The following is a 26,040-nucleotide window of genomic DNA, read 5'->3' as shown; positions in this document are numbered from 1 at the left end:
AGCGATGGCAGTCGGCGGCATCCGCTGCGCCGCTCTCGGCGCTATCGGCGCTATCGGCGCATGACCTTGCGGGCCAGCCAGTTGCCGAGGAACTGGACGGCCTGCACGAACACGACGATGAGGATGACGGCGGCCCACGTGATCAGGGGCTGGAACTGCCGGTAGCCGTAGACCTGGGCGAAGTTGCCGAGTCCGCCTCCGCCGATCAGGCCGGCGACGGCGGTCATGTCGATGATGGCGACGAGCACGAAGGTGTAGCCGAGGATGAGCGGCCCGAGCGCTTCGGGGACGACGACCGTTCGGAGGATCCGGAACGGACCGGCACCCATCGCTCTCGCGGCCTCGATGACGCCCGGCGAGACCGTGAGCAGGTTCTGCTCGACGATGCGCGCGATCGCGAAGGACGCAGCGATGGACAGCGCGAACACGAGGGCGTCGTTGCCGATGCCCGTGCCGATCACGACGCGCGAGAGCGGCTGCACCGCCGCGATGAAGATGATGAACGGGATCGGACGGAAGAAGTTGATGACGACGTTCACGACGGTGAACACGGCTCGGTTCGACAGCAGGCTGCCGGGCCGCGTCGTGTAGAGCACCATGCCGAGCAGGAGCCCGGCGACCCCGCCGAACAGGAGCGTGAGCCCCACCATGTAGAGCGTCTCGACGGCGGCGGCCCAGAACTCGGGGCCGAGTTCGAACAGGCGGTCCATCACGACACCTCCGTCACGTCGACGCGGGAGGATATCTCGGCGAGCACCGCGTCGACCGCGGCATCCGCGCCCCTGATCGCGAGCGTGAGGTGACCGAAGGCTCGCCCCTGGATGTCGTTGATGCCGCCGTAGACGAGCTCGAACTCGACGCCGGCGGTCGCGAGGGCGACGAAGACCGCAGCCTGCGAGGCGTCGCCGTCTCGGAACGAGACCGTGACGATGCGACCCTCGTGGCGCTCGCGCAGCACGTCGAGCTCGGCGGGCGACGGGATGCCCTTCACGACCGTGCCGACGAAGCGCTGCGACGACGGGTTCTGCGGGTTCGAGAAGACGTCGAACACGTCGCCGTGCTCGATCACGCGACCGCCGTCCATGACGGCGACCTTCGTCGCGATCGACTGGATGACGTCCATCTCGTGCGTGATGACGATGATGGTGACCCCGAACTCGCGGTTCACGCGCTTCAGCAGCGCGAGCACCTCCTGCGTCGTCTCAGGGTCGAGCGCGCTCGTCGCCTCGTCGGCGAGCAGCAGCCGCGGCGAGGTCGCGAGCGCACGGGCGATGCCGACGCGCTGCTTCTGCCCGCCCGAGAGCTGGTCGGGGTAGTTCCTGGCCTTGTCGGTGAGGCCGACGAACTCGAGCAGCTCGGCGACGCGAGCCGCGATCTCGCTCTTCGACGCCCCAGCGACCGTCAGCGGATAGGCGATGTTCGCCCACACCGTCTTCGAGTTGAAGAGGTTGAACTGCTGGAAGATCATGCCGATACCGAGACGGATGCCGCGGAGCTCGCGCTCGGGCATGGTCGTGATCTCCCGGCCGTCGACCTCGATCGAACCCGAGGTCGCGGGTTCGAGCGCGTTCACGAGTCGCACGAGCGTGGACTTGCCTGCGCCCGAGTAGCCGATGATGCCGTACACGTCACCGGGTTCGACCTCGAGGGTCACGCCGTCGATCGCGACGACGGGCGGGGCGCCCTTCTCGGGCGCGGGGTACGTCTTCGTGACGTTGCGCAGGGCGACGAGCGCCATGGTGTTCTCCTTCAACGCCGAACCGGGCGACGGGCACCGGAGTCGGTGCCCGCCGCCCGTCGGCGGGTGGTCGATCGCGAGAGCTGATCCGGATCGCTCCGGGTCGGAACTCGGGAGATCAGCCCTTGAATGCCTTCGTGTCGGCCTCGACCTTGGTGAGCGACTTCTCGAGGTCCGCGACGGGGGTCTGCACCGAGACGCCGGTGCCACCGGATGCCTCGAGGAGGCCGGCCTGCACCTCGGGGTCGGTCTGGAAGATCTCGACGAGCTTCTTGTAGGTCGCGTTGTCCTTGTCTTCGGCGCGCGTGGCGAAGATGTTCACGTAGGGCAGCGCGTTCGGGTCGGTCGGGTCGTCCTGCGCGATCGCGTCCTCGAAGGTGAGGCCCGCGTCGGCGACGAAGTCGTTGTTGATGACGGCCGCGGCGAGGTCGGGCAGCGAGGTCGGCGTGAGCGAGGCCTCGAGTGCGGTGACCTTGACCTTCGACGCCGACTCGTCGATGTCGGCGAGGTCGGAGAAGATGGTGCCGCCGCTCTTCAGTTCGATGAGGCCGGCCGACTGCAGCACGAGGAGTGCACGCGCCTGGTTCGAGGCGTCGTTCGGCACGGCGACGGTCTCGCCCTCGGGGATGTCCTTCACCGAGTCGTACTTCGTCGAGTAGAGCCCGAGCGGGTAGATCGCGGTCGAGCCGATGGGCGCGAGGTCTTCGCCGGCCGACACGTTGTAGTCGGCGAGGTAGACGATGTGCTGGAACTGGTTCAGGTCGAGCTCGCCCTCGGTGGTCGCCGGGTTCGGCTGGGCGTAGTCGGTGAAGTCGACGAGTTCGATCTCGATGCCCTCGTCGGCAGCGGCCTCTTCGAAGGCGGCCCACTGGGGGTCGGCCTTGCCGACGACGCCGATCTTGATGACCTCGTTCGCGGCGTCGCCCTCACCGGCAGCCGGAGTGGCGCAGGAGGCGAGGCCGAAGACGAGCGGCACCGCGGCGAGTGCGGCGATGAGCTTCGACTGGCGGGAGGACGGGTGCTGACGTGACATGGTGGTTCCCTTTCGCTGTATTGCACGCGATCGGGTGCTGTTGGCGTGGAGCGGGCATGGCTCCGCCACAGTTGTTGACGGTGGGGGCTTCGATGCCGCGATCGCGGGTGCAGGAACAACGCTAGGCGAAGAATCTTTGCCCACTTGACGCCAGAGTCACAGTGCGTCACAGCTTCTGCGACGCTAGGCCTCCAATGACTCGGAAACTTCGAGCCAGCGCGTTTCGAGGTCGGCGACGGAGGCCTCGAGCTCGCGCAGCGAGTCGCCGAGCGCCGCCAGGCCGACGTAGTCGCCCTGGTCGTGCACGGCGAGCTTCTCGTGCTGCGTCGCGATCTGGGCCGACAGCTTCTCGAGCTTGCGGTCGATCGAGGCGAGCTCCTTCTCGGCGTTGCGCTTGTCGGCGCCCGCGAGCGAGCTCACGCTGCTGCCGGCCGCCGCCGCCGCCGCGGCGGCGGGCTGCTGCGTCGTCGTCGGGCTCGGCGTCGCGGCTGCCGCGGCATCCGATGCCCTGCGCAGCTCGAGGTACTGCTCGACGCCCCTCGGCAGGTCGCGCAGGTGTCCGTCGAGGATCGCGAACTGGCGGTCGGTGACGCGCTCGATGAGGTACCGGTCGTGCGAGACGACGAGCAGCGTGCCCGACCAGGAGTCGAGCAGGTCCTCGATGGCCGCGAGCATGTCGGTGTCGAGGTCGTTGGTCGGCTCGTCGAGGATCAGCACGTTCGGTTCCTGGAGCAGGATGAGCAGCAGCTGCAGGCGACGCTTCTGTCCGCCCGAGAGGTTCTTGACGGGCGTCGACAGCTGCGCCGTCGTGAAGCCGAGGCGCTCGAGCAGCTGCCCTGGCGTCATCTCCTTGTCGCCGACCTGATAGCTCGACCGCTGCTCGGCGACGACCGCGGAGACCCTCGACTCGGCCCACTCGGTGAGCTCGTTCAGCTCTTGACTGAGGGTTGCGATGCGCACCGTCTTGCCGCGCTTGACCCGGCCGCTCGTGGGCTCGACGGCACCCGTCACGAGCCCGAGCAGCGTCGACTTGCCGGCGCCGTTGACGCCGAGGATGCCGGTGCGCTCGCCGGGCGCGATGCGCCATTCGACGTCGTGCAGCACCGTGCGGGTCGCCGGTTCCCCGGTCACGGGGTCGACCATCGGGAACTGCACCGTGACGTCGATGAGGTCGACGACGTCCTTGCCGAGGCGGGAGACCGCGAGCCGGTCGAGTTCGACCTTGTTGCGAATGGGCGGCTCGTTCGCGATGAGCTCGTTCGCCGCGTCGATGCGGAACTTCGGCTTCGAGGTGCGCGCCGGGGCGCCGCGGCGCAGCCACGCGAGCTCCTTGCGCATGAGGTTCTGGCGCTTCGCCTCGGATGCCGCGGCCGAGCGGTCGCGCTCGACGCGCTGCAGCACGTAGGCCGCGTAGCCGCCCTCGAACGGCTCGACGATGCCGTCGTGCACCTCCCAGGTGGCGGTGCAGACCTCGTCGAGGAACCAGCGGTCGTGGGTCACGACGACGAGCGCGCCGGAGTCGGTCGGCCAGCGACGCTTCAGGTGCCCGGCGAGCCAGGCGATGCCCTCGACGTCGAGGTGGTTGGTCGGCTCGTCGAGGAAGACGACGTCCCAGTCGCCGACGAGCAGTGCCGCGAGGCCGACACGGCGGCGCTGACCTCCCGAGAGGCTCGCGATCTGCCCGTGCCACGGCACGTCGCCCAGGAGACCGGCGATGACGTCGCGCACCTTCGCGTCGCCCGCCCAGACGTGTTCCTCGATGCCGCCCACGACGAACTCGGCGACGGTCTTGCCGGGGTCGACGACGTCGGACTGGTCGAGCGTGCCGATGCGGATGCCGCGGCGATGCGTGACGCGGCCGCCATCGGCAGTGAGCCGGCCGTCGAGGAGCTTCAGGAGCGTGGACTTGCCGTCGCCGTTGCGGCCGACCACGCCGATGCGGTCGCCCTCGTCGATGCCGAGGGTGACCTCGTCGAAGACGACGCGCGTCGGGAACTCGAGGTGCAGGCGCTCGGCGCCCAGAAGATGTGCCATGTCCCTCCGAGCCTAGTCGCCGTCGCGGTCGCCCCTCATTCGAGCACCGCGCCGGTTCAGGGCCGCGAGGGGAAGACGCGCGCGAAGCCGTGCACCGCGCGGCGATCGGTGTCGTCGTCGGGAATCTCGCGCCGTCGCCACGACAGGAAGAGCTCGTCGAGTTGACGTCCGAGCTGGGCGAGCTCGTCCGCGTTCAACCGGAGCCAGTAGTGCCCCGAGACCGCGACGTCGTCCCACGGCGGCTCCGCCGACTCCAGGAACGATCGTGCTCGCTCGAACTGCCGCTCGAGGATGACGGCATCGGCCGATCTCGCCGCCGATTCGGCGGCCGTCCTTCCCCGGAACTGCTCGGCGGACCAGCGCATTCCGCGGGTCACGAGCGACCAGCGGCGCTCACGGAGGTCGGACGGGTCCTGCGGCGCCCTCACGACGAGCCCCGCATCGACGAGCACCTGCAAGTGATGCGACACACTGCCGGTCGCGATGCCGAGCGCACCGGCGAGCGCCCCGGTGGTGGAGTCGCCGTCGACGGCGAGCGCGTCGACGAGGCGCGAGCGGACCGGATGCGCGAGCGCCGCGAGCGCCCGCACCTCGTCGATGGTCCGCACGTCCCCTGGTTCGTCGTGTTCCGGCTCCGCGTGCTGCATGCCCTGATCCTACCGAATTTACGCAAGCATATTTGCGCAAGTGTTCTTGCGGAGATATCGTCCTCGCATGAGCCCCACTGCTGCGACAGCCGCCGACCTGCAATACGCCACCCTCGGGCGAACCGGCATGAGCGTCTCGCGCTTCGCGCTCGGCACCATGATGTTCGGGGCGGCCGGGAACCCCGATCACGACGAGTGCGAGCGGATCCTGCATGCAGCACTCGACCGCGGCATCAACTTCGTGGACACGGCCGACATGTACTCCGGCGGGGAATCCGAGGCCATCGTCGGCAACGCCCTTCGCGGACGTCGCGACGACGTGATCCTCGCCTCCAAGGGTCACTTCCCACTCGAAGAGGGGCGCAATCGCGGCGGCAACTCCCGACGCCACCTCCTCAACGCCGTCGACGCCAGCCTGACCCGGCTCGGCACCGACTACCTCGACCTGTACCAAGTCCACCGGCCCGACTTCGAGACCGATCTCGAAGAGACCCTCGGCGTGCTCTCCGACCTCGTCCACGCCGGCAAGATCCGCGCGTTCGGATGCTCGACGTTCCCCGCCCACGAGATCGTCGAATCGCACCGGATCGCCGAAGCACGCGGCCTGATGCGGTTTCGCACCGAGCAGCCGCCCTACAACATCCTCGCGCGCGGCATCGAGCGCGACGTGCTGCCCGTGGCCGAGCGCTGGGGAATGGGCGTGCTGACCTGGAGCCCCCTCGCCTTCGGCTTCCTCACCGGACGGTACCGGCGCGGCATGGCAGCCCCGTCCGCCGAAGGACGCGCCGCACTCCGCCCGGCATGGTTCGACCCCGACGACCCCGTGACCGCACGCAAGCTCGAGGTCGTCGAACGGCTGATCCCGATCGCAGAGCGGATCGGACCTCGCTGCCCGCGCTGGCCGCCGCCTTCCCGCTCGCGCACCGCGCCGTCACCTCGGTGATCCTCGGGCCGCGCACCCTGTCGCAACTCGAGTCGCTCCTCGAAGCGGCGGCCGTCGAGCTCGACGACGACGTGCTCGATCTCATCGACGAGATCGTGCCGCCGGGCACCGATGTCTACGCCCCCAACGGCGCATTCGCCATTCCGTGGCTGGTCGATCCGCATCGCCGACGACGGGCAGTCGGGCGACCGGCGGGGTCGCCGAACGACTAGATGATGCGCGCCCCGTGCACCGCCCCGTGCACGTGCACGGCGTGCAGGCGGGCGGCCGAGAGCGCGACCTGCAGCTCGAGCGCCGAGTCGGTGTCGTCGACGAGGAACGCGACCGTCGGGCCCGACCCCGAGACGAGACCGGCGAGCGCCCCGTGGGCGGCGCCGAGGTCGAGGATGCCGCCGAGCCCCGGGGCGAGGCTCAACGCTGCGCTCTGGAGGTCGTTGTGCAGCGACTCGGCGAGACGGTGGGCGTCGCCGGCGCGGAGCGCCTGCAGCACCGCGGCGTCGACGACCGGCGCCGTGCCGTCGTGCACGAGCCCGAGCCGCGACTCGCGCTGGCGGTCGAGCTCCCGGTAGACGGCGGGCGTCGACAGCCCGAACTCCGCGACAGCGAGCACCCAGTGGAACGACCCCGTCGCCAGCGCGGGGCTGAGCTGGTCGCCGCGACCCGTGCCGATCGCCGTGCCGCCGGAGAGGGCGAACGGCACGTCGGCGCCGAGCTTGGCGGCGAGGGCGTGCAACTCCTCCTTGGAGAGCGAGGTGCCCCACAGCGCGTCGCAGGCCACGAGCGTGGCAGCGGCATCCGCCGACCCACCGCCCATGCCGCCCGCGATCGGCACGTGCTTCTCGATCTCGAGGTGCACGCCGCCCGGCACGCCCGCGGTGCGGGCGAGGAGCTTCGCGGCCTTGATGGCGAGGTTCGAGCGGTCGGTCGGCAGCCCCGAGGTGTCGACGCTGCCGCTGAACGAGACGGTGAACCGATCGTCGGGCCAGGCGCGCACGTCTTCGTAGAGCGAGACGGCCTGGTACGCGGTGGCCACGTCGTGGTAGCCGTCGGCCTGCACCGCCCCGACCCGCATGAAGAGGTTGATCTTGCCGGGTGCCCGAACGTGCACTGCCTCGTCGGTCGCCGCGATCGTCATGACTCCACGCTAACCGACCGCTTCGACGGTCACTGCGCCGAGCCAGCTGCGCAGGGTCGCCTTGGCCCCGGCGAGGTCGTCGCCGTTCGCCATGCGCCCGCGCACGAGACCGATCGACGTCTTCCCCGCGCCGCGCGCAGACGCCGAGGCGAGCAGGAACTCGCCGCCCTCGAGCGGGAAGCGGGCGGTCGGGTACTTCGCTGCGAGGTTGAGGGCGAGCGGTTCGACTCCGGTTCGTGCGGTGACGACCGCCGCGAGCGCGCGGAGCGCCGGCTCGACGTCGCCCGCGATCGTGCGCGTGACGCTCACTTCGAACGTGCCGTCCTGCCGCTGGCCGGGCAGGCGGATGCCTCGTGCCTGCTCGTACCCGACGGTGATGCCCTGAGCCCACCACGGGTCGACGCCCTGGTCCCGCGCGAGCCAGGTCGCGATCGCCTGGTGCTTCCACTCGACGGCGCCCGCCGCGTCGAGCAGCGCGAACCACTCATCACGCGACTTCCCGGTCGCGCTGACGACGGCGTCGTCTCCGATGCCGTCGGCGCTGCCGCCCACGGCATCCTTCCCCATGCCCTGCGTCCCCACGGCACCACGCTAGCGCGTGATCAGGCCGCGCGGGCGATGCGCAGGAAGTCGGCGACGGTGAGTTGCTCGCCGCGCTCCTGCGGGTCGACGCCTGCTGCCTCGAGCACGGCCGTCGCCTGCGCCGATCCCCCGCCCAGCACCGTCGAGAGCGACTGGCGCAGCATCTTGCGCCGCTGCTGGAACGCGGCGTCGACGAGGGCGAACGTGGCGAGGCGCTCGGCCTCGGTACCGGGGGCATCCGTTCGCTCGAAGCCGACGAGCACGGAGTCGACGTTCGGAACCGGCCAGAAGACCATGCGCGAGACCTGGCCGGCGGTGCGCCAGTCGCCGTACCAGGCCGCCTTGACGCTCGGTGCGCCGTAGACCTTCGAACCGGGTTCGGCGGCGAGCCGGTAGCCGACCTCGGCCTGCACCATGACGATGCCCGACTGCAGCGAGTCGAAGTGCTCGAGCAGGTGCAGCAGCACCGGCACCGAGATGTTGTACGGCAGGTTCGCGACGAGCCGCACGGGGTCGCCCGGCAGCTCGGTGACGCGCATCGCGTCTTCGGTCACGACCGTGAGCGAGGTGCCCGGCTGCATGATGCCCGCGGTGTGCGGCAGCTGAGCGGCGAGCCGCTTGTCGATCTCGACGGCGATGACGGATGCGCCGGCCTCGAGCAGCCCGAGGGTCAGCGAACCGAGGCCGGGCCCGATCTCGAGCACCGTCTCACCCGAGCGTACGCCCGCGGTCTGCACGATACGGCGTACGGTGTTCGCGTCGTGCACGAAGTTCTGGCCGAGCTTCTTCGTCGGCGTGACATCGAGCAGCTGCGCGAGATCACGGATCTCCGCCGGCCCCAGCAGGCGCGGCGCGGTCTCGGCCCCCTCGGCCGCGTGTCGATGCGCGTTCACGCCGTCGCCCTCATCACGGGCTCATCCTGCCACGAGCCGTACACCGCCACCGTGTTCGCCGCGAGCCGTTCGCAGAACTCGTCGAGGTCGTTCTCCAGCACCTCGGCCATGAATCGCACCGTGTGCGGCACGAGGTAGGGGGCGTTCGGACGGCCGCGGAGCGGAACGGGCGTGAGGTACGGGGCATCCGTCTCGACCAGGATGCGGTCTCGCGGGGCGACCCGGAGCGCCTCGCGGAGGTTCTCGGCGTTCTTGAACGTGACGTTGCCGGCGAACGAGAGGTACCAGCCCTCGTCGGCGGCGAGCCGCGCGAGCTCCTCGCCGCCCGAGAAGCAGTGGAAGACGGTGCGGTCGGGTGCGCCGACCCGGCGCAGCGTCTCGACGACGTCGTCGTGCGCGTCGCGGTCGTGGATCTGCAGGGCGAGACCGTGCCGCTTCGCGATGTCGATGTGGGCCTCGAAGGACCGGAACTGCGCGCCCCGTCCGTCTTCGCCGGTGCGGAAGTAGTCGAGTCCGGTCTCGCCGATCGCGCGCACGCGCGGGCGCGCGGCGAGCTCGTCGATCACCGCGAGGGCCTCGTCGAGCGTGCCCGCGGCCTCGAGCTCGGGCGCCTCGTTGGGATGCAGCGCCACGGCCGCGAGCAGCCGCTGCTCGACCGCCGCGACCTCGGCCGACCAGCGCGACGTCGCGACGTCCGTGCCGACCTGCACGGCACCGGCGATGCCGACGGATGCCGCGCGCTCGAGGTGCTCGTGCACGTCGATGGGCAGCGCGCCGTCGGCGATCTCGAGGTGCGTGTGGTTGTCGTACACGGCCACGGGGAGCGCCTCGGGCGCCGGCGGGTACTCGGCGGCACGGCCGCCGTCGGAGCGGGTGCGGAGGTGTGCGGGCGAGGGGTCGCTCACGCCGCCGCTGCTCCGAACCGCATCATTCGGCCACCTCGACACGCGGGAAGAGCGCCTCGAGCGGCGCGACCTGCGTGCCGGTCGCCCAGGAGTCGGCCCGATCGATGCGCTGCTCCTGCACGGTGCCGGAGGCGCCGAGGGCCGTCCAGAGCTTCGCCGTCGCGACCGGCAGCACGGGCGAGAGCAGCACGGCGAGGGTGCCGAGGCCGTGGTACGCCGTGGCGAGCACCGTCTCGAGCCGGTCGCGCTGCGCCGGGTCCTTCGCGAGCGTCCAGGGCTCCTCGATCGTGAGGTAGCCGTTCAGGGCGTCGACGAGCTCCCAGGCCGCGCCGATCGCGTCGTGGATCGCGAGTCGGTCGATCGCCTGCCACGAGGCATCCGTCGCCCGGCGCTCGACGCTCGCGATCTCGATGTCGGCGGCCGTCAGCGTGCCGGCCGTCGGCACGGCGCCGTCGCAGTATCGGTTGATCATCGCCACCACACGCGAGGCGAGGTTGCCGAAGCCGTTCGCGAGCTCGGCCTGATAGCGGGCCGCGAGGTCCTCCCAGGAGAACGAGCCGTCTTGGCCGAACGCGATCGCGCGCAGGAAGTAGTAGCGGAACGCGTCGGAGCCGAAGGTCTCGGTGATCTGCTCGGGGGCGATGCCCGTGAGCTTCGACTTCGACATCTTCTCGCCGCCGACGAGGAGCCAGCCGTGGGCGAAGACGCCCTTCGGCACCTCGAGACCGCCGGCGAGCAGCATCGCGGGCCAGATCACGGCGTGGAAGCGCAGGATGTCCTTTCCGATGATGTGCTGGGCGGGCCAGCGCCGCGCGAACTCGGCGTCGTCTTCGCCGTAGCCGGCCGCGGTGATGTAGTTCAGCAGCGCGTCGAACCACACGTAGACGACGTGCGACTCGTCCCACGGCACCTTCACGCCCCAGTCGAACGTCGACCGCGAGATCGACAGATCGGCGAGGCCCGACTTCACGAACGAGACGACCTCGTTGCGCGCCGATTCGGGCTGCACGAAATCGGGCCGCTCCTCGTAGAGGGCGAGGAGCTTGTCGGCGAAGGCCGACATGCGGAAGAAGTAGTTCTTCTCGTGCAGCAGTTCGACGGGCTTCGAGTGGATCGCGCAGACCAGCTGACCCTCGTACTCCCCGGTTCCGGGCACGAGGTCGGAGGGCTGCTTGTACTCCTCGCAGCCGACGCAGTAGTAGCCCTCGTACTCACCGGTGTAGATGTGGCCGTCGTCGTAGAGCTTCTGCAGGAACTTCTGCACGTTCTTCTCGTGCCGCTCCTCGGTGGTGCGGATGAAGTCGTCGTTGGCGATGTCGACCGTCTCGAGCAGCGGGATCCACGCCTCGGCGACGAGCTTGTCGGCCCACTGCTTCGGCGTCACGCCGTTGGCGGTCGCGGTGCGCAGGATCTTCTGGCCGTGCTCGTCGGTGCCGGTGAGCATCCAGGTGTCGTCGCCCGCCTGTCGGTGCCAGCGTGCGAGCACGTCGGCGGCGACCTCCGTGTAGGCGTGCCCGATGTGGGGCACGTCATTCACGTAGAAAATGGGCGTGGTGATATAGAACGAGGAGCCGTCGGCCATCCCCCAATCCTACGGGCGACCGGATGTCCCGGAGTCCCGGTTACGTCGGCGGCGGCGAACGCTCCCGTCGAGGATCGCCGGCGGCACCGCCTCCTCCACCTCCATGTGCTCGTGCGGGGTCGGCACGCCGAGCGTCACGTCCTGCTCCTTGATCGCGGGTTCGTGGACCTTCTGGCCGGCGTAGCCGACGACGCGCATGCCGAGCACGATCTTTCCGGGCGCCTCGCGCCGGTCGAGTGCCCGGTAGGCGTCGGCGACGGCTTCGAGCGGGAAGATGTCGGCGATCGGCAGCCGTGCCCGCCGGGCCGCGACGAGGGCGGCGACGCGTCCGAGCGCCACGACGTCGCCGGCGTAGAGCTTGACCGCCTCCTCCTCCTGCACGGCGTCCCAATCGAGCACCGTGAGGATCCTCGAGCTCGGCACGCCGAGCGCGATCGCGGCGTCGGTCTCGCCGCCGAGGAAGTCGAGGAACGCGGTGACCGGCCCCGGCGCGACCGGCCGCACGCGCTCGGCGAGGTCGGGCCCGTACGCGACGGGCAGCACCCCGAACTGCCGCAGGAAGTCGAAGCGGGTCTCGATGCTCGTGCCGATCACGGTTGCGCCCCGCATGCGGGCGAACTGGGCGGCGAGGCATCCGACGCCGCCGGCTGCCGCCGTGATGACGACCGTGTCGGACGGACCCAGCGCGAGCCCCTCGACGGCCGTCCATGCAGTCGTGCCCGCGACGTAGAGCGAGCCCGCCACCTCCCAGGTGAGTTCGGGCGGCTTCGTCATCAACTGCGCCTCGGGCACGACGACGTGGGTCGCGTGGGCGCCGCGATCGACGAACCCCATGACCTCGTCGCCGTGCGAGAACGTCGACACGCCGGGGCCGGTCGTGGCGACGACTCCCGCGAGATCGCGACCCTGCAGCGACGGGAAGGTCACGGGCCAGCGATCGGGATGGTCGCCGCGCCGGATCGAGCTCTCGACGGGGTTCAACCCGGTCGCGAAGACCGCGACGAGCACTTCGCCCTCGCCCGGAACCGGCATCGGCTCCTCGACGACCTCGAGCACCTCGGGTCCTCCGTGCTCCGAGAATCGGACGACGTGAGCCAGGTCGTGGGTCGGGTCGTGAGACATCTCGCACCTCCACCGCTCTACGGGTACTGCCATTCTCCGCCTGCGGGGTGGATTCCGACAGGGCTTGACACGCTGCGCGGGCGACCCGCCTGGCGGCCCGCCGTGTCGGCCGCCGCCGCGGCGCGTCAGGAGGTTCAGCCGCGTTTCCGCGCCTGCAGTGCCGCCTCGTAGAGATCGCGCGTGCTGAGTCCGCTCTCCGCGGCGACGAGCGCGGCCGCGTCCTTCAACCGGGTGCCGGATGCCGCGAGCTCGAGCACTCGTGCGAGCGCGTTCTCGGGGTTCGCCTCCTGCTCGGCTGCGCCTCCGACCACGATCACGATCTCGCCGCGCACCCCGGCCTCGGCCCACGTCGCGAGCTCCCCGAGCGGGCCGCGACGCACCTCCTCGTACATCTTCGTGAGTTCACGGCAGACGGCGGCGGGCCGGTCGGCCCCGAACGCCTCGGCGAGCGCGGCGAGACTCGCGGCGAGCCGCGACGGCCCCTCGAAGAACAGCAGGGTGCGGCGGTCGCCCGCGAGTTCGGCGAGGCGACGGCTCCGCTCACCGGCCTTGCGCGGCAGGAACCCCTCGAACGCGAAGCGATCGGTCGGCAGCCCCGACACGGCGAGCGCGGTGATCACGGCCGACGGCCCCGGGAGCGCGGTGACCTCGACTCCGGCTTCGGCGGCCGCCGCCACGAGCGGGAACCCCGGGTCGGACACGGTCGGCATGCCGGCGTCGCTCAGTACGAGCAGGTCGGTGTCGCGAGCGAGCTCGACCAGTTCGGCCGCCTTCTGCCGCTCGTTGTGCTCGTGCAGGGCGATGAGCCTCGGACGGTTCTCGATGCCGAGGCCGGCGAGCAGTCGCTGCGTCACCCGGGTGTCCTCGGAGGCGATGACGGCCGCCGCTTCGAGGGCGTCGCGCAGACGGGCGGAAGCGTCGCCGAGATTGCCGATGGGCGTCGCCGCGAGGATGATCATGGTCTCAAGCATGACACCAGCCCGCCTGCCGGACTCGTTTAGGGTTGGCGCATGGGAGTGGAGCCGGGCGCCGCCGAGACGCGCGATGAACGCATCGGCGAGGCATCCGCTCACGACGAACCTGCAGACGTCGCGGCCGCCGAGACCGATGAATTCGACGAGCCGGTCGAGGAGCGCCGGGGCACGCGCCTCGACGACTGGTGGGCACGGGTGCTGTCGACCTCCCGTCGGCGCGCGCTCTGGTACTGGGGCGGACCGATCCTCGTCACGCTCATCGCCGCGGTGCTGCGGTTCTGGAACCTCGGGCATCCGCCGGCGATCGTCTTCGACGAGACGTACTACGTGAAGGACGCGTGGACACTCCTGCAGAACGGGTACGAGTCGAGCTGGCCCGAGGGCGCCGACGCCGACTTCGCGGCGGGCGACACCGGTGTCTTCAACGACGCACCCTCCTATGTGGTGCATCCCCCGCTCGGCAAGTGGATGATCTCGCTCGGCATGGCCGCCTTCGGCGCCGGCGACCCGTTCTGGTGGCGCGCCTCGACCGCCCTCGCGGGCACGATCGCCGTCTTCCTGATGACGGTCATCGCCCGCCGCCTGTTCGCGTCGACGATGCTCGCGGTCATCGCCGGCCTGTTGTTCGCGGTCGACGGCAACGCGATCGTGATGTCGCGCGTCGCACTGCTCGACAACTGGGTCATGCTCTTCTCGCTCCTCGGGTTCTGGTTCGTGCTGCTCGATCGCAGCCGGTCGAACCGCCTGCTCGAAGGCCGCCTCGAGGAAGCCCGCGCCTGGGGTCGCGAGCCGCACTACGGGCCGGCGCTCTGGGCCCGCCCGTGGGTCGTCGCTGCGGGCGTCGCCTTCGGCGCGGCGACCGCGGTGAAGTGGTCGGGCCTCTGGTTCCTCGCCGCGTTCGGCATCTACCTCGTCGTCGTCGACGCGGTCGCCCGCCGTCGTGCCGGGGTCCCCTTCTGGCTGTCGGCATCGATCCTGAAGCAGGGACCGGTGACGTTCCTGCTCCTCGTGCCCGTCGCGGCGGTCGTGTACCTCGCGTCGTGGACGGGGTGGCTCGTGACCGACGGCGGCTACTACCGGCACTGGGCCGAAGAGGCGGGCAACGCCGCGACCGGGGCGTTCTCGTGGGTTCCGCTCGCCCTGCAGAGCCTCTGGCACTACCACGAGGCGGCCTACGGCTACCACGTCGGCGTGCACAGCCCCCATCCGTGGCAGTCGAATCCGCTCACCTGGCTCTTCATGATCCGCCCGACGAACATGTACTTCTCCTCGACCGACGACGGCTCGGGGGGCTGCGGCGCCGACACCTGCTGGTCGTCGATCATCGAGATCGGCAATCCGCTCATCTGGTGGGCGGCGGCGGCGGCGTGCTTCTACCTGGCCTACCGGCTCGTGCGCTACCGCGAGTGGCAGGTCGGGGCGATCCTCGTCGGGCTCGCGGCGGGGTACCTGCCGTGGCTCGGCTACCTGAACCGGACGGTCTTCCAGTTCTACTCGATCGCGTTCGAGCCGTTCATGGTGCTCGCGCTCGTCTTCGTCATCGGGCTCGTGCTCGGTCGGCGCGACGACCCGTCATGGCGACGCGAGCGCGGCATCGCCACCGTCGTGATCTACCTCGGCTTCGTGCTGGCGGTCTCGGCGTTCTTCTTCCCGATCTGGTCGGGCGTTCCCGTGGTGCCGACGTTCCGCCAGCTGCACTTCTGGCTGCCGAGCTGGGGATGACGCGTCGGCCGACGGGCGTCACTCCCTGAGCGGCCGGAAGAACTCCCGCATCGCGGTGGCGACCGGCCCGGGTGACTGCTTGACGGTGAAGTGCCCGCCGCTCGGCAGTTGCCGCCAGTCGCGGATGTCGCGGTAGGTGCGTGCGGCGTAGCTCTGCGGGAACCCGCGTTCGCCGTACTGCACGGCCACGCCCACCGGCACCTCGACCGGCGGCATCGGCGCGGTGTCGAACCGATCGTCGAAGTACGCGCGGAACGAGGTGCCGATGCTCTGGGTGGCCCAGTAGAGGGTGATCGTCGTGAGCACGTCGTCGTCGCTCCACGCAGCCCGGTACGCGTCGTCGCCGCCGCTCCAGGTGCGGAACTTCTCGACGAGCCACGCGGCGAGCCCAGTGGGCGAGTCGTTCAACGCCGCGGCGAGAGTGTCGGGCTTCGTCGACTGGAGTTCGCTGTAGGCCGACTCGCCGAGCCACTTCGCATCGAGCCATTCCCGGAACCCGAGCTCCTCCTCGGTGGGATCGGCGCGACGATCGGCCGAGGGGAACGCGGCGTGGGTCGCGAAGAGGCCGAGCACCGACTCCGGATGCAGCGCCGCCGTCCAATCGCTGATCCACGTGCCGACGTCTTCGCCGTAGCTCGCGTAGCGCTCGTAGCCGAGCACGTCGTGCATGAGCGCATGCCATCGCTCGGCGATCCCGTTCGCGATGAACTGCGCTTCGCCCGGGGCATCCGAGAACCCGAACCCGGGCAGCGACGGCAGGACCACGTCGAACGCGTCGCCCGCCGTGCCGCCGTGACGCTCGGGGTCGACGAGGTACGGCACGATCGGCAGCATCTCGGCGAAGGTGTACGGCCACCCGTGGCTGAGGATGATCGGCACCGGCGCCGGATCGCGCCGCTCCGCGCGGATCCATGCGAAGTGCACGCGGCCGCCGCCGACATCGGCGGTGAACTGCGGCACCGAGTTCAGCCGGCGCTCGACCGCGCGCCAGTCGAATGCGCCGCCCCAGTAGGCGAGCAGTCGCTCGAGCTCGGCGGGATCGGTGCCGGCCGACCACGGCGGCCCCGGTGTCGGTGGCGGGAGCCGGCGCCCGGCGATGCGTCGGCGCAGGTCGACGAGCACGTCGTCGGCGATGTCGACCCTGAAGGGTTCCATGCGGCGACGCTACCGCCGACCGCCGACGATCGGCCCGGGGCCCTCCGATAGATACCGGGCCGGTGCCTGCGTCGGATACCGTTGTGCGGTGCGTCGTTTGCTGCCGGGACTCGTCGTCGCGGCATCCGCGGCGCTCATCGCGTGGCTCGCGCACCTGGCCTTCCCCGCCGTGCCGCTCCTGACCGCCGCCGTCGCACTCGGCATCGTCGTCGGGCAGATCCCGGCACTCCGACCGAGTCTCGGCGGCACCCTCGCACCGGGCATGCGGGTCGCCGCCCGCCGGCTGCTCCGCATCGGCATCGTGCTGCTCGGGCTGAAGCTCAGTCTCGTCGACATCGCATCGCTCGGCTGGGTCACGATCGCGACGACGGTCACCGTGGTGGTGCTCACCTTCGTCGGCACGATCGGCCTCGGCCGGGCGCTCGGCCTGCCGGGCCACCAGCCGCTCCTCGTCGCGAGCGGCTTCTCGATCTGCGGGGCGTCGGCGATCGGCGCGATGGGCGCCGCGGTGCGTGCCCGCGACGAGGAGCAGGCCGTGCCGGTCGCCCTCGTCACCCTGTGCGGCACCCTCGCGATCGCGGTGCTGCCGGCCCTGTGGCATCCGCTCGGCCTCTCGAACGTGCAGTTCGGGCACTGGGTGGGTGCGAGCGTGCACGACGTCGGCCAGGTGGTCGCGACCGCGCAGATCGCCGGCACGGCGGCGCTGGCCGTCGCCGTCGTCGTGAAGCTCACCCGGGTGCTCATGCTCGCCCCGATGGTCGCGATCACCGTCGCGGTCGAGCGGCGACGGGCGGTCGAGGTCGTGGGCCCCCGGCCCGCGATCGTGCCGCTCTTCGTGGCGGGGTTCCTCGCCGCCGTACTGCTGAACACCTTCGTGCCGCTGCCCGAGTGGGTGCTGACGGGCGCCGACGCGCTGCAGACGGCGGTGCTCGCGATGGCCCTCTTCGCCCTCGGCGCCTCGATCCGCCTCGGCGAGCTCGCGAGCACCGGGTGGCGGGCCGTCGTCGTCGGCCTCACCTCGTGGGTGCTCGTCGCGGGGCTCGCCTACGGCGCCGTGCTGCTCGGCTGAGCGGCCCGGCCCGGCCGGTCGCCCGTCACCGCGATGACGATCTTGCCGCGCACCTCGCCCGACTCCAGCATGGCGACCGCCGCAGCAGCCTGCTCGAGCGGGAACACCCGGTCGACGACCGGACGCACCTCGCCGTCGTCGATGCGCCGCGCGAGTTCGGCGAGGTCGTCGCCGCTGCGAGCCGCCGCGAGCGGCCTCAGTCGCTGCGACACGAACGGCGAGATGACGGATGCCGCGGCCAGTCGCCGCATCGGCCCGAGCACGGGGCCGCCCCGGCCCGACGACAGCACGAGCGTTCCCCGTGGTGTGAGGGAGCGGCGGACGCGACCGAGCGCGTGGTCGGCGACGAGATCGAACACGACGTCGTAGCGGCCGGCGTTCGCGGTGAAGTCCTCGGCCGTGTAGTCGATCACGTGGTCGGCGCCGATCGCCCGCACGTGCTCGGCCTTCGCACCGCGGCAGACCCCGGTCACCTCGGCGCCCGCCGCCTTCGCGAGCTGCACGGCGAACCCGCCGACGCCGCCGGAGGCGCCGTTGACGAGCACGTGCTGCCCGGCCGCGACGCCCGCGAGACGCAGGCCCTGCAGGGCCGTCGTGCCCGAGACGACGACGGCGGCGGCATGCACGGCGTCGACGGAGGTCGGCCGTGCGGCGATGAACCGTTCGGGCACCGCGACGAACTCGGCGAAGCCGCCCTGGTCGGATTCCGCGAAGACGGCATCACCGACCGAGAACCGCGTGACGGCGGCGCCGACCGCGACGACCGCGCCGGCGACGTCTCGTCCGATGATCGGCCGCTTCGGTCGCCGGAGGCCGTAGGCGAGTCGCACCGCACGCGGTTCGCCGCGCATGAGCAGCGCGTCGCCCATGCTGACCGCGACCGCCGCGACGCGGATGAGGACCTCGTCGGCCTCGGGTTCCGGCGCGTCGACCTCGGCGAGCTCGAGCTCGTCGGGGCCGCCGTACCGGTGCTGGACGACCGCCCTCACGCTGCGGCCCCCTTCGGGGACGGCGACGGAGACCATGACGACGAGGATGCCGCCGGCGACACCGCCACCACGACGCTGCCGACCTTGTGCCCGGTGTCGACGCGTCGGTGCGCCTCCGCGATGTCGTCGAAGGCGACGATGCGATCGATGACCGGCACGAACTCCCCCGCATCGATGAGTTCGACGAGCAGGGCGAGTTCCGCCGCCTTGAGCCGGATGTCGCGGAGTCCGGTGAACGCGATCGCCGCCCGGCGGCCGCGGCTGAACCAGCGGGTGGCCGGCCACTGCACCATGATCGCGGCCGACGGCACCGTGGTGAGGTAGATGCCGTGGGGCGTGAGCGCGCGTCGGACCGCGCCGAACGAGCGCTTGCCGACGGCGTCGAAGATCGCGTCGTAGGCGCCGCGCGCCTCGGCGAAGTCCTCGCTCGTGTAGTCGATCACGCGGCCGGCGCCGAGCGATGCGACGAGCGGCGCGTTCGCGGTGCTGCACACGCCGACGACCGTCGCGCCGAAGTGCCTCGCGAGCTGCACCGCCGCGGAGCCCACCGTGCCGGTTGCCCCGTTGACGAGGACGACCTGCCCGGGGGCGACCTCGGCGAGATCGCGGAGGAAGGGCAGCGCCGTGAGGAACCCGTCGACCGTCGCGACGGCCGCGGCCGCGTCGAGCCCGTCGGGGATGTGCGCGATCGGCGCCTCCTCGGCGATCTTCACCAGCTCGGCGTGCGCCCCCATCGCCGGTGCGAGCGTGCCGAACACCCGGTCGCCCGGCGCGAATCGGGTCACGTCGGCGCCCACGCGCTCGACGACGCCGGCGAAGTCGGACCCCAGCACCGGGTGCTTCGGTCTCGTGAGTCCGAAGAAGAGGCGGGCGAAGCGCGGGGTGCCGCTGCGCCCGGCGCTGTCGGACGGGCCGACTGTGCTCGCCTCGACCCGCACGAGCACCTCGTTCGCATCGATCTCGGGATCGGCGGCCTGCTGCAGGTGCACCACCTCGGGCGGGCCGTACCGTTCGTGGACTGCGATTCTCATGATGCCGACTCCTCCGCGTCCGTTGCCGCGTCGTGTTCGGGGTACTGGAAGACGTCGTCGAGCGGCACCCCGAAGATCCGCGCGAGCTGGAAGGCCATCTCGAGCGAGGGCGAATAGCGTCCCTGCTCGATGGCGATGACGGTCTGACGGGTCACCCCGAGACGCTTCGCGAGCTCCGCCTGGGTCATCTCGCCGGCCCTGAACCGCAGCGAGCGGATTTCGTTCGTGACCCTCGTGGGCTTCACCATGCCGGCACTCCCCTGCGGTAGGCGACGAGCTTCGTGATGCTCGAGACGACGGCGGAGAGCACGAAGCACAGGTAGACGGTGTTCGCGATCCAGAATCCGTCGGCGTCGAACATCGCGAGCACGAGCGCCCCGAGGGCGCCGATCACGACGAACGAGCCGCCGACCCGCTCCCCCAGCCGGTCGATCTCCTTGTCGCGGATGTCGCCCCGCGTGCTCTCGCTCGGCGAGAGGATCTCGACCAGGATGCGACCGATGATCGAGGCGACGATCGCGCCGCCGATCACCCAGAGCATGACCGGCACGTAGTCGATCTGCGCGGCCGCGGTGCCGCCGAGCAACTGGGGCAGCACGAGCGAGAGGTACACCGCACTGCCCACGACGGCGACCACGAGGTAGACCCAGGTGCCCTTCTCCTCGTACGACATGGCGGTCCCCTTTGCGTGTCAAAGATTGTTTACACTCAATGTAAAACGCAGGTGACATCATGTCAATGTTTTTTTACATTTGGCCAAACCTGCGCCAGACGACGAACGCGCGACTCGAGCACGAGTCGCGCGTTCAGTGGGTGGCGGGGCGAACCTAGTGGCTGCCGCCGTCGACGAACTTGAGGCCGACGACGCAGCCGACGAGCCCGAACAGCAGGGCGATCTTCAGCCACGAGACATCCGTGTCGCCCGTGACCATCGCCCAGATCACGGTGAGCGCAGCGCCGATGCCGACCCAGACCGCGTAGGCGGTGCCGGTCGAGATGTCGCGCATCGCCCAGGCGAGGCCCGCCATCGAGAGCGCGAGCGCCCCGAAGAAGACGACCGACGGCCAGAGCTTCGTGAAGCCCTCGGACTTGCCGAGCGCGGTGGCCCAGACGGCTTCGAGCACGCCGGACACGATGAGGATGACCCAAGCCATGACTGCTTCACTCCCGTGGCCAGTCTTGTCGCGTTCCGGGTACTGATCCATCGTCCGGGGCCGCAGTCGGCGGCCTGAGACGATGCTAGCAACCGGGGCTGGGCAGGCACTGTGCAGCGTGAGCACCGTGCAGCAACCCGAGCGGATGCCGCGGCGCGCCATCCGCTCGGGTCACGCGATGCGGGCGACCTCCGCGAAGTGCTCGACGACCGGGAACGGCTCGTAGAACCGGTGCAGGAGCTCCCGCCAGCGGCCGTACTCGGGCGATCCGCGGAACCCGACCTCGTGGGCCTCGACGCTCTCCCATTGCACGAGCAGCAGGTACTCGTTCGGCGTCTCGATCGAGCGCGACAGCTGCAACTCGATGAAGCCGGGCATGCCGGCGATGATCGCCTTCGCCTCGGCGAACGCCGCTTCGAAGTCGGCCTCGCGGCCGGGGACGACGGGCAGCAGCGCGTGTTCGAGGACCGCACCCTCTCGCTCTCGCTGCATGTCAGCTCTGTCGCGTGAAGGCGATCGCGTGACGTTCGGCCTGGTCGGCCACGAGCTCCAGCACGGCCCGCACCTCGGCGTCACTGCGGCCGTGCAGGCCGACGTGGAGATATCCGGGGTCGCCGAGCATCGGGCCGAACAGCACGAGCTTCTGCGTCTTCGACACCGCTCGGGCCTTGACGGACGGGTAGTCGCTCAGGCGGATCTCGATCTGCTTCATGCCGCGGTCGATGCCGGCCGCGTCGAGCGCGGAGGTCGCAAGATCCGCTCCCGAGCCTGCTGCGCCCGATCCGGTCACCGTGATCGGCCCCGTCCAGCGGTAGCGGACCTCGGAGATCTCCCCCCATGGCACGGCCAGCCCGCCCTGCACGACGACCCCCTCGTCGGCGACGACGATCTCGATGAGGTCGTCGCCGGTCAGCGCCGAGGCCGTTCGGCTGTTCATCGAAACGAGCGCCCAGACTCCCGCGGCCACGACGCCGACGGCGAACATCACCCAGCCGAGGACCGTCACGGTGGCCAGCCCGAGCACCAGGCCCACTGCGGCGAGCGCGATCGAGACGCCCATGATCACGACGCCCTTCGAGCCGTGCGACTTCAACTCCGCCGGATCCGAGACGAGGCTGAGCCGCGCGTGCCAGCCCTGGTGCAGTGAAGATGTCGACATGTCGCTCCTGAATCGGCTCGAGTAAGGGTGCGCGGCCGGCGGCGCGCGCGTGCCAACCCTAGACGGTGCACGCCCGTGCCCGTTGCTCTCCGTTACGCGATGGAGGCGGCGATCTCGCCGGTGAAGCTAGCGTTGCCGCATGGCAGACCGCGAATACGGCTTCAAGACCCGCGCCATCCACGCGGGCAACATCCCCGACCAGGTGACGGGCGCCCGCGCGCTCCCGATCTACCAGTCGAGCGCCTTCGTCTTCGACGACACGGCCGACGCTGCAGCCCGGTTCGCCCTGCAGAAGTACGGCAACATCTACTCGCGCCTCGCGAACCCCACCGTTGCGAGCTTCGAGGAGCGCGTCGCGAGCCTCGAAGGCGGCCTCGGCGCCGTCGCCACCGCGAGCGGCCTGTCGGCGCAGTACATCACCTTCGCGAGCCTCGCGGGCACCGGCGATCACATCGTCGCCTCGGCGAACCTCTACGGCGGCTCGATCACCCAGTTGGATGTCACGCTCCGCCGCTTCGGCATCGAGACGACGTTCGTGCAGTCCGCCGATGCCGCCGACTACGCCGCCGCGATCACCGACAAGACGAAGGCCCTGTTCGTCGAGACCATCGCGAATCCCTCGGGCGAGATCGCCGACCTCGAGGCGCTCGCCGACGTCGCGCACGCGCACGGCATCCCGTTCATCGTCGACTCGACGATCGCGACCCCGTACCTGAACCGTCCGATCGAGTGGGGCGCCGACATCGTGACGCACTCCGCCACGAAGTTCCTCGGCGGACACGGCACCACGCTCGGCGGCGTCGTCGTCGAGTCGGGCCGCTTCGACTGGCACTCCGAGAAGTTCCCGCTCTTCGGCCAGCCCGTGCCGAGCTACGGCGGCCTCCAGTGGTCGGGCAACTTCGGCGAGTACGCCTTCCTCACTCGGCTCCGCGCCGAGCAGTTGCGCGACATCGGCCCCGCGCTCGCGCCGCACTCGGCGTTCCTGCTCGCGCAGGGCGTCGAGACCCTGCCGTACCGCATCCAGGCGCACATCGACAACGCGCGTGTCGTCGCCGAGTGGCTCGAGAGCGACCCCCGCATCGAGCGCGTGCTGTGGGCGGGCCTGCCCGGCCACCCGCACCACGACCGGGCGCTGAAGTACCTGCCGAAGGGCCCGGGCTCCGTGTTCAGCTTCGAGGTGAAGGGCGGCCGCGCCGTCGGCCAGGCGCTCATCGAGAACGTCAACCTCGCGAGCCACCTCGCCAACATCGGCGACGCCAAGACGCTCATCATCCACCCCGCATCGACCACCCATGCGCAGCTGACCGAGCAGCAGCTCGTCGACGCAGGCGTCCTGCCGGGGGTTGTGCGACTGTCGGTCGGCATCGAGGATGTCGAGGACATCATCGACGACCTCGATCAGGCCCTCACGATCGCGACGGGAGCAGCACGATGACCACGCAGGCCACGAGCACGGCAGCGCTGAGCGAGACGGATGGCGCGGCATCCGCTGCCCTCGAGACCGGCGATCTCGAGACTGTGCGCCTCGTCAACGGCCTCTCGTGCGAACTCCCCGCGAGCTCGCCGCTCGCGAAGCTGCTGAAGTCGCAGCGCACCTGGACCGGGCCCGATGCGAAGCAGCGGCTGAAGATCCTGAACGCGGCGAAGTCGGTCGCGATCGTCGGCGCCTCGCCGAAGCCGCAGCGCTCGAGCTTCTTCGTCGGCACGTACCTGCAGCAGTCGAGCGACTACCGGTTGTACTTCGTGAACCCCATGGAGACCGAGATCCTCGGCCAGCCCGCCTACGCGAGCCTCGCCGACCTGCCCGAGGTGCCCGACATCGTCGTGGTGTTCCGCCGCGGCTCCGACATCCCGCAGGTCGTCGACGAAGTGCTCGCCTCGGGCGCGAAGACGATCTGGGTGCAGCTCGGCATCTGGAACCAGGAGGCCGCGTACTACGGCGAGGAGCAGGGGCTCACCGTCGTCATGGACCGCTGCATCAAGGTCGAGCACGCCCGCTTCCACGGGGGCCTGCACCTGCTCGGCTTCGACACCGGCCAGATCACGGCGCGCAAGACCGTTCGCTGAGCGACGGTCACGAGCCGACCCGGCGGCGAACGGACATCGTCCGTCGCCGCCGAGCCGACCCGCTCGCCGGGCGACCGGCGGGGCTCGGATCCCCGAGCGTCAGCGCCCGGGCCACACCGTCTCGTCGAGGTTGGCCAGGGTTCCGGGGCTCAGGGTCGCGGTGTCCTTCTCCGTCAGGTGGCCGGGGCCGAAACCGGCCATCGGGCCGGAGACCGGAAGGTTCAAGCGCGAACCGCTCAGCGCGATCGTGTACGGGGTCGCCGCGTTGTCCACGGCCACGACACCGTTCCGGCTGCCGCTGATCACGATGCCGAGCTGATGACCTGCCGGCACCACGACGTCGTTGGCGGCCAGTTCGACCGTGACCTTGTGGTTGCCTGCCCCGTCGAGGCGGGCCCAGCCCCGGGCCAGCACCTGCAGCTCGGTACTCGAGATGCGCTTGGCGACGTCCAGGTAGCAGGCGTCGTCGGTCGCGATCGCCGGGCCCCAGCAGGACTCGGTGCTGAGCGTCTGCGCGCCGTCACCCGAGGCGCTGACGCGATCCATCACGCCGTAGTCGACCAGCATGACCGACACCTGCCCGACCGGGGCCGTGTGCGTCACGTCGAGGTCGAGGGTCGGTGTGCCCGAGATCCGGACGTCGTGCTTGATCGTGCCGGTGAGGAACTGCAGTCGGTTGGCGTTGGCGCCGATCCTGACCGCGTTCGCCTCGCTCAGCGACGTGGAGTTGACATAGCCGGCCGTGGAGCGATCCTTCTTGCCGAGCATCATCGTGCCGTCGGCGTGCAGGTTCAGCGTCTGGGTGCGAGCCGACGAGATCGGCCAGGTGTCCGACTGCTCCCACTGGTTCGGCGCGGTCTCCACGCTGACGGCGGGCTCCCGGTCGATGCCGTTGTCGATGTCCATGAGCTCGTGGTCGAACCAGCGGTGCAGGGTCTCGACCCACAGCGCGCGCTCGGAGTCGAAGGGATCGACGTGCCCGAGGCGGGTGAGCCACATCTTGCGGTCGACGCCCTGCTCGCCGAGGTCCTCCCACCACTTCGAGGCGTTCATCGTCTTGACGTTGGTGTCCTGCAGCCCGTGCATGATGAACACGCTGGCCGTGACCTTCGACACGTCGTACGAGGAGCCCTCGCGGTAGTCGCGCTCGGCCCAGAAGTCGGTGTAGGCCCCCGTCTCGTCGCCGTCGTTGGCGTTCATCCAGTTCAGCCGCGCCGAGCAGTCCGTCGCGATGGTCCGGTTGGAGGCGACCGACCGGGACAGGCTGCTCGGGTAGTTGAAGGACTTCACCGCGCCCTGCCAGCGGTTGTAGTCGTACCACGAGCTGATGGCGCTGATCGGCACGATCGTCTTCAGGCCCTCGACTCCGGTGGCGGCGACGCCGTTGGCCAGGGTCCCGTCGTAGGACTTGCCGATCATGCCGGTCTTGCCGTTGCTCCAGTCGGCGTCGACGACCGCGCCAGCGGCATCGTGGGCGACACCCGTGCCGTTCAACCACTCCACGACGGCCTTGACCGACTCGATGTCTGAGCGGCCGCCCTCATCGGTGCAGCCGGTCGAACGGGCGGTGCCGGCCATGTCGACGGCGACGAAGGCGTAGCCGCGGGGCACGAAGTAGTTGTCGTAGTAGAGCGGGAACTTGACGAGGTTTCCGTCGGCGTCGTAGACCTTCCGCTCCGCCTCGTTGCCCCGTCCGGAGCTCAGGTAGTAGGGGCTCGCGTCCATGATGACCGGAACCTGTGCGACGCCGTCGAGTTCGCGGGGGCGGATGATGTCGGTCGCGATCCGCTCGTCGGCACCATCTCCGTCGAGGTCGGGGGCGATGACCCACACCGTCTCCCGGATGGCGCCGGAGTAGTCGTAGATCGGGGCGGTGACGTCGTCCACGAGCGTGACCGGAGGGTTGTCTCCCGGTGCCGCGCTGGCCGTCGCGGCCGCACCGAGCGCCAGCGGCGCCGCGATGACCACCGAGCCCGCGAGGGCGAGAATTCTGGATTTCACGATGAGGTCCTTCCGTCGCGGGACGCGATCGTCCCATTGGGAGTGCTGGGCTCTTCCTGAGGGAGCGGCGGCGACGTCGGACGCCGGTGTTCTTCGGCGAATGGT

General features: G+C 70.4%; 27 protein-coding genes and 1 riboswitch. Of the genes, 6 read left to right on the top strand and 21 right to left on the bottom strand.

Going from position 1 to position 26,040, the window contains the following annotated elements:
* Window positions 1-50 precede the first annotated feature (50 nt).
* The 5 genes from ACFTQE_RS09530 to ACFTQE_RS09510 all read right to left on the bottom strand — a co-directional run bounded on the left by ACFTQE_RS09530 (window position 51) and on the right by ACFTQE_RS09510 (window position 5,452).
* Window positions 51-710 carry a methionine ABC transporter permease gene (locus tag ACFTQE_RS09530; RefSeq protein ID WP_376924826.1) on the bottom strand — a complete coding sequence of 220 codons (660 nt, stop codon included), beginning with the start codon at window positions 708-710 and terminating at the stop codon, window positions 51-53.
* Window positions 710-1,738, bottom strand: coding sequence for a methionine ABC transporter ATP-binding protein (locus tag ACFTQE_RS09525; RefSeq protein WP_376924825.1), 1,029 nt, complete (start codon window positions 1,736-1,738; stop codon window positions 710-712). Before ACFTQE_RS09525 ends, ACFTQE_RS09530 begins: the two co-directional genes overlap by 1 nt.
* A 118-nt stretch (window positions 1,739-1,856) precedes the next feature.
* Window positions 1,857-2,771 (bottom strand): MetQ/NlpA family ABC transporter substrate-binding protein, encoded by a 915-nt coding sequence (locus ACFTQE_RS09520; RefSeq protein ID WP_376924824.1) that lies wholly within the window; start codon window positions 2,769-2,771, stop codon window positions 1,857-1,859.
* Between the two features lie 183 nt (window positions 2,772-2,954).
* Window positions 2,955-4,805 carry an ABC-F family ATP-binding cassette domain-containing protein gene (locus ACFTQE_RS09515; protein WP_376924823.1) on the bottom strand — a complete coding sequence of 617 codons (1,851 nt, stop codon included), beginning with the start codon at window positions 4,803-4,805 and terminating at the stop codon, window positions 2,955-2,957.
* 56 nt (window positions 4,806-4,861) lie between these two features.
* Window positions 4,862-5,452, bottom strand: coding sequence for an ArsR/SmtB family transcription factor (locus ACFTQE_RS09510; RefSeq protein ID WP_376924822.1), 591 nt, complete (start codon window positions 5,450-5,452; stop codon window positions 4,862-4,864).
* Between the two features lie 67 nt (window positions 5,453-5,519).
* On the opposite strand from ACFTQE_RS09510, the gene ACFTQE_RS09505 reads away from it, so the two are divergent.
* Window positions 5,520-6,395 (top strand): aldo/keto reductase, encoded by an 876-nt coding sequence (locus ACFTQE_RS09505; RefSeq protein WP_376924821.1) that lies wholly within the window; start codon window positions 5,520-5,522, stop codon window positions 6,393-6,395.
* On the top strand, window positions 6,341-6,607 hold the full coding sequence (locus ACFTQE_RS09500) for an aldo/keto reductase (protein ID WP_376924828.1): 267 nt from the start codon (window positions 6,341-6,343) through the stop codon (window positions 6,605-6,607). The genes ACFTQE_RS09505 and ACFTQE_RS09500 overlap by 55 nt, the downstream gene beginning before the upstream one ends.
* Here ACFTQE_RS09500 and ACFTQE_RS09495 read toward each other — a convergent pair.
* The 7 genes from ACFTQE_RS09495 to rsmI all read right to left on the bottom strand — a co-directional run bounded on the left by ACFTQE_RS09495 (window position 6,604) and on the right by rsmI (window position 13,573).
* A complete protein-coding gene (locus ACFTQE_RS09495) occupies window positions 6,604-7,530 on the bottom strand; it encodes a 4-(cytidine 5'-diphospho)-2-C-methyl-D-erythritol kinase (protein ID WP_376924820.1) in 927 nt (308 codons plus the stop codon). The genes ACFTQE_RS09500 and ACFTQE_RS09495 overlap by 4 nt on opposite strands.
* Before the next feature lie 9 nt (window positions 7,531-7,539).
* Complete coding sequence (locus ACFTQE_RS09490) at window positions 7,540-8,112, bottom strand: hypothetical protein (RefSeq protein WP_376924819.1); 573 nt, start codon at window positions 8,110-8,112, stop codon at window positions 7,540-7,542.
* A 20-nt stretch (window positions 8,113-8,132) separates the two neighbouring features.
* Window positions 8,133-9,005 (bottom strand): 16S rRNA (adenine(1518)-N(6)/adenine(1519)-N(6))-dimethyltransferase RsmA, encoded by an 873-nt coding sequence (rsmA, locus tag ACFTQE_RS09485; RefSeq protein WP_376924818.1) that lies wholly within the window; start codon window positions 9,003-9,005, stop codon window positions 8,133-8,135.
* Window positions 9,002-9,910 carry a TatD family hydrolase gene (locus ACFTQE_RS09480; RefSeq protein ID WP_376924817.1) on the bottom strand — a complete coding sequence of 303 codons (909 nt, stop codon included), beginning with the start codon at window positions 9,908-9,910 and terminating at the stop codon, window positions 9,002-9,004. Before ACFTQE_RS09480 ends, rsmA begins: the two co-directional genes overlap by 4 nt.
* A gap of 22 nt (window positions 9,911-9,932) precedes the next feature.
* Window positions 9,933-11,492, bottom strand: a complete 1,560-nt coding sequence (gene metG, locus ACFTQE_RS09475; RefSeq protein ID WP_376924816.1) for a methionine--tRNA ligase — start codon at window positions 11,490-11,492, stop codon at window positions 9,933-9,935.
* Window positions 11,493-11,501: 9 nt separating this feature from the next.
* Window positions 11,502-12,614 carry an NADP-dependent oxidoreductase gene (locus tag ACFTQE_RS09470; protein ID WP_376924815.1) on the bottom strand — a complete coding sequence of 371 codons (1,113 nt, stop codon included), beginning with the start codon at window positions 12,612-12,614 and terminating at the stop codon, window positions 11,502-11,504.
* A 134-nt stretch (window positions 12,615-12,748) separates the two neighbouring features.
* Window positions 12,749-13,573 (bottom strand): 16S rRNA (cytidine(1402)-2'-O)-methyltransferase, encoded by an 825-nt coding sequence (gene rsmI / locus ACFTQE_RS09465; RefSeq protein ID WP_376924827.1) that lies wholly within the window; start codon window positions 13,571-13,573, stop codon window positions 12,749-12,751.
* 51 nt (window positions 13,574-13,624) lie between these two features.
* On the opposite strand from rsmI, the gene ACFTQE_RS09460 reads away from it, so the two are divergent.
* Window positions 13,625-15,310 (top strand): dolichyl-phosphate-mannose--protein mannosyltransferase, encoded by a 1,686-nt coding sequence (locus ACFTQE_RS09460; protein WP_376924814.1) that lies wholly within the window; start codon window positions 13,625-13,627, stop codon window positions 15,308-15,310.
* A gap of 18 nt (window positions 15,311-15,328) precedes the next feature.
* Here ACFTQE_RS09460 and ACFTQE_RS09455 read toward each other — a convergent pair whose 3' ends face one another.
* Window positions 15,329-16,465: an epoxide hydrolase family protein gene (locus ACFTQE_RS09455; RefSeq protein ID WP_376924813.1), complete on the bottom strand. Its 1,137-nt coding sequence runs from the start codon at window positions 16,463-16,465 to the stop codon at window positions 15,329-15,331.
* Window positions 16,466-16,553: 88 nt separating this feature from the next.
* Between ACFTQE_RS09455 and ACFTQE_RS09450 the strand changes: the two genes are divergently transcribed.
* Window positions 16,554-17,534: a YeiH family protein gene (locus ACFTQE_RS09450; protein ID WP_376924812.1), complete on the top strand. Its 981-nt coding sequence runs from the start codon at window positions 16,554-16,556 to the stop codon at window positions 17,532-17,534.
* Here the strand turns inward: ACFTQE_RS09450 and ACFTQE_RS09445 are convergent.
* The 7 genes from ACFTQE_RS09445 to ACFTQE_RS09415 all read right to left on the bottom strand — a co-directional run bounded on the left by ACFTQE_RS09445 (window position 17,510) and on the right by ACFTQE_RS09415 (window position 21,867).
* A complete protein-coding gene (locus ACFTQE_RS09445) occupies window positions 17,510-18,523 on the bottom strand; it encodes an NAD(P)-dependent alcohol dehydrogenase (protein WP_376924811.1) in 1,014 nt (337 codons plus the stop codon). The two genes, ACFTQE_RS09450 and ACFTQE_RS09445, sit on opposite strands and share 25 nt — an antisense overlap.
* On the bottom strand, window positions 18,520-19,554 hold the full coding sequence (locus ACFTQE_RS09440; protein ID WP_376924810.1) for an NAD(P)-dependent alcohol dehydrogenase: 1,035 nt from the start codon (window positions 19,552-19,554) through the stop codon (window positions 18,520-18,522). Before ACFTQE_RS09440 ends, ACFTQE_RS09445 begins: the two co-directional genes overlap by 4 nt.
* On the bottom strand, window positions 19,551-19,802 hold the full coding sequence (locus tag ACFTQE_RS09435) for a helix-turn-helix transcriptional regulator (protein ID WP_376924809.1): 252 nt from the start codon (window positions 19,800-19,802) through the stop codon (window positions 19,551-19,553). Before ACFTQE_RS09435 ends, ACFTQE_RS09440 begins: the two co-directional genes overlap by 4 nt.
* Window positions 19,796-20,227, bottom strand: a complete 432-nt coding sequence (locus ACFTQE_RS09430) for a hypothetical protein (RefSeq protein ID WP_376924808.1) — start codon at window positions 20,225-20,227, stop codon at window positions 19,796-19,798. Before ACFTQE_RS09430 ends, ACFTQE_RS09435 begins: the two co-directional genes overlap by 7 nt.
* A 154-nt stretch (window positions 20,228-20,381) precedes the next feature.
* Window positions 20,382-20,708, bottom strand: a complete 327-nt coding sequence (locus ACFTQE_RS09425; protein ID WP_376924807.1) for a DMT family transporter — start codon at window positions 20,706-20,708, stop codon at window positions 20,382-20,384.
* Window positions 20,709-20,722: 14 nt separating this feature from the next.
* Window positions 20,723-20,787: riboswitch (guanidine-III (ykkC-III) riboswitch) on the bottom strand.
* A 92-nt stretch (window positions 20,788-20,879) separates the two neighbouring features.
* On the bottom strand, window positions 20,880-21,200 hold the full coding sequence (locus ACFTQE_RS09420) for an antibiotic biosynthesis monooxygenase family protein (RefSeq protein WP_376924806.1): 321 nt from the start codon (window positions 21,198-21,200) through the stop codon (window positions 20,880-20,882).
* A gap of 1 nt (window position 21,201) precedes the next feature.
* The gene (locus ACFTQE_RS09415; RefSeq protein ID WP_376924805.1) at window positions 21,202-21,867 is read right to left on the bottom strand and encodes a hypothetical protein; all 666 of its coding nucleotides are present in this window, start codon (window positions 21,865-21,867) and stop codon (window positions 21,202-21,204) included.
* A gap of 139 nt (window positions 21,868-22,006) precedes the next feature.
* On the opposite strand from ACFTQE_RS09415, the gene ACFTQE_RS09410 reads away from it, so the two are divergent.
* Window positions 22,007-23,302 (top strand): O-acetylhomoserine aminocarboxypropyltransferase/cysteine synthase family protein, encoded by a 1,296-nt coding sequence (locus ACFTQE_RS09410; protein ID WP_375837586.1) that lies wholly within the window; start codon window positions 22,007-22,009, stop codon window positions 23,300-23,302.
* 140 nt (window positions 23,303-23,442) lie between these two features.
* Window positions 23,443-23,934: a CoA-binding protein gene (locus ACFTQE_RS09405; protein ID WP_374191138.1), complete on the top strand. Its 492-nt coding sequence runs from the start codon at window positions 23,443-23,445 to the stop codon at window positions 23,932-23,934.
* A 99-nt stretch (window positions 23,935-24,033) separates the two neighbouring features.
* On the opposite strand, the gene ACFTQE_RS09400 is transcribed toward ACFTQE_RS09405, so the two are convergent.
* Window positions 24,034-25,935: a CocE/NonD family hydrolase gene (locus ACFTQE_RS09400; RefSeq protein ID WP_376924804.1), complete on the bottom strand. Its 1,902-nt coding sequence runs from the start codon at window positions 25,933-25,935 to the stop codon at window positions 24,034-24,036.
* Window positions 25,936-26,040 lie beyond the last annotated feature (105 nt).

The organism is Agromyces sp. NPDC056965 (genome assembly GCF_042673425.1).
Classification (GTDB): domain Bacteria; phylum Actinomycetota; class Actinomycetes; order Actinomycetales; family Microbacteriaceae; genus Agromyces.
This window is presented reverse-complemented; position numbering and strand designations above follow the sequence as displayed.

Coding starts and splice junctions, on each gene's coding strand:
- ACFTQE_RS09440 (WP_376924810.1), bottom strand. CDS start 19,554: ATGAGAATCGCAGTCCACGAACGGTACGGCCCGCCCGAGGTGGTGCAC.
- ACFTQE_RS09530 (WP_376924826.1), bottom strand. CDS start 710: ATGGACCGCCTGTTCGAACTCGGCCCCGAGTTCTGGGCCGCCGCCGTC.
- ACFTQE_RS09435 (WP_376924809.1), bottom strand. CDS start 19,802: ATGGTGAAGCCCACGAGGGTCACGAACGAAATCCGCTCGCTGCGGTTC.
- ACFTQE_RS09410 (WP_375837586.1), top strand. CDS start 22,007: ATGGCAGACCGCGAATACGGCTTCAAGACCCGCGCCATCCACGCGGGC.
- ACFTQE_RS09460 (WP_376924814.1), top strand. CDS start 13,625: ATGGGAGTGGAGCCGGGCGCCGCCGAGACGCGCGATGAACGCATCGGC.
- ACFTQE_RS09525 (WP_376924825.1), bottom strand. CDS start 1,738: ATGGCGCTCGTCGCCCTGCGCAACGTCACGAAGACGTACCCCGCGCCC.
- ACFTQE_RS09520 (WP_376924824.1), bottom strand. CDS start 2,771: ATGTCACGTCAGCACCCGTCCTCCCGCCAGTCGAAGCTCATCGCCGCA.
- ACFTQE_RS09495 (WP_376924820.1), bottom strand. CDS start 7,530: ATGACGATCGCGGCGACCGACGAGGCAGTGCACGTTCGGGCACCCGGC.
- rsmI (WP_376924827.1), bottom strand. CDS start 13,573: ATGATCATCCTCGCGGCGACGCCCATCGGCAATCTCGGCGACGCTTCC.
- ACFTQE_RS09470 (WP_376924815.1), bottom strand. CDS start 12,614: ATGTCTCACGACCCGACCCACGACCTGGCTCACGTCGTCCGATTCTCG.
- ACFTQE_RS09510 (WP_376924822.1), bottom strand. CDS start 5,452: ATGCAGCACGCGGAGCCGGAACACGACGAACCAGGGGACGTGCGGACC.
- ACFTQE_RS09420 (WP_376924806.1), bottom strand. CDS start 21,200: ATGCAGCGAGAGCGAGAGGGTGCGGTCCTCGAACACGCGCTGCTGCCC.
- ACFTQE_RS09455 (WP_376924813.1), bottom strand. CDS start 16,465: ATGGAACCCTTCAGGGTCGACATCGCCGACGACGTGCTCGTCGACCTG.
- metG (WP_376924816.1), bottom strand. CDS start 11,492: ATGGCCGACGGCTCCTCGTTCTATATCACCACGCCCATTTTCTACGTG.
- ACFTQE_RS09430 (WP_376924808.1), bottom strand. CDS start 20,227: ATGTCGTACGAGGAGAAGGGCACCTGGGTCTACCTCGTGGTCGCCGTC.
- ACFTQE_RS09415 (WP_376924805.1), bottom strand. CDS start 21,867: ATGTCGACATCTTCACTGCACCAGGGCTGGCACGCGCGGCTCAGCCTC.
- ACFTQE_RS09425 (WP_376924807.1), bottom strand. CDS start 20,708: ATGGCTTGGGTCATCCTCATCGTGTCCGGCGTGCTCGAAGCCGTCTGG.
- ACFTQE_RS09505 (WP_376924821.1), top strand. CDS start 5,520: ATGAGCCCCACTGCTGCGACAGCCGCCGACCTGCAATACGCCACCCTC.
- ACFTQE_RS09515 (WP_376924823.1), bottom strand. CDS start 4,805: ATGGCACATCTTCTGGGCGCCGAGCGCCTGCACCTCGAGTTCCCGACG.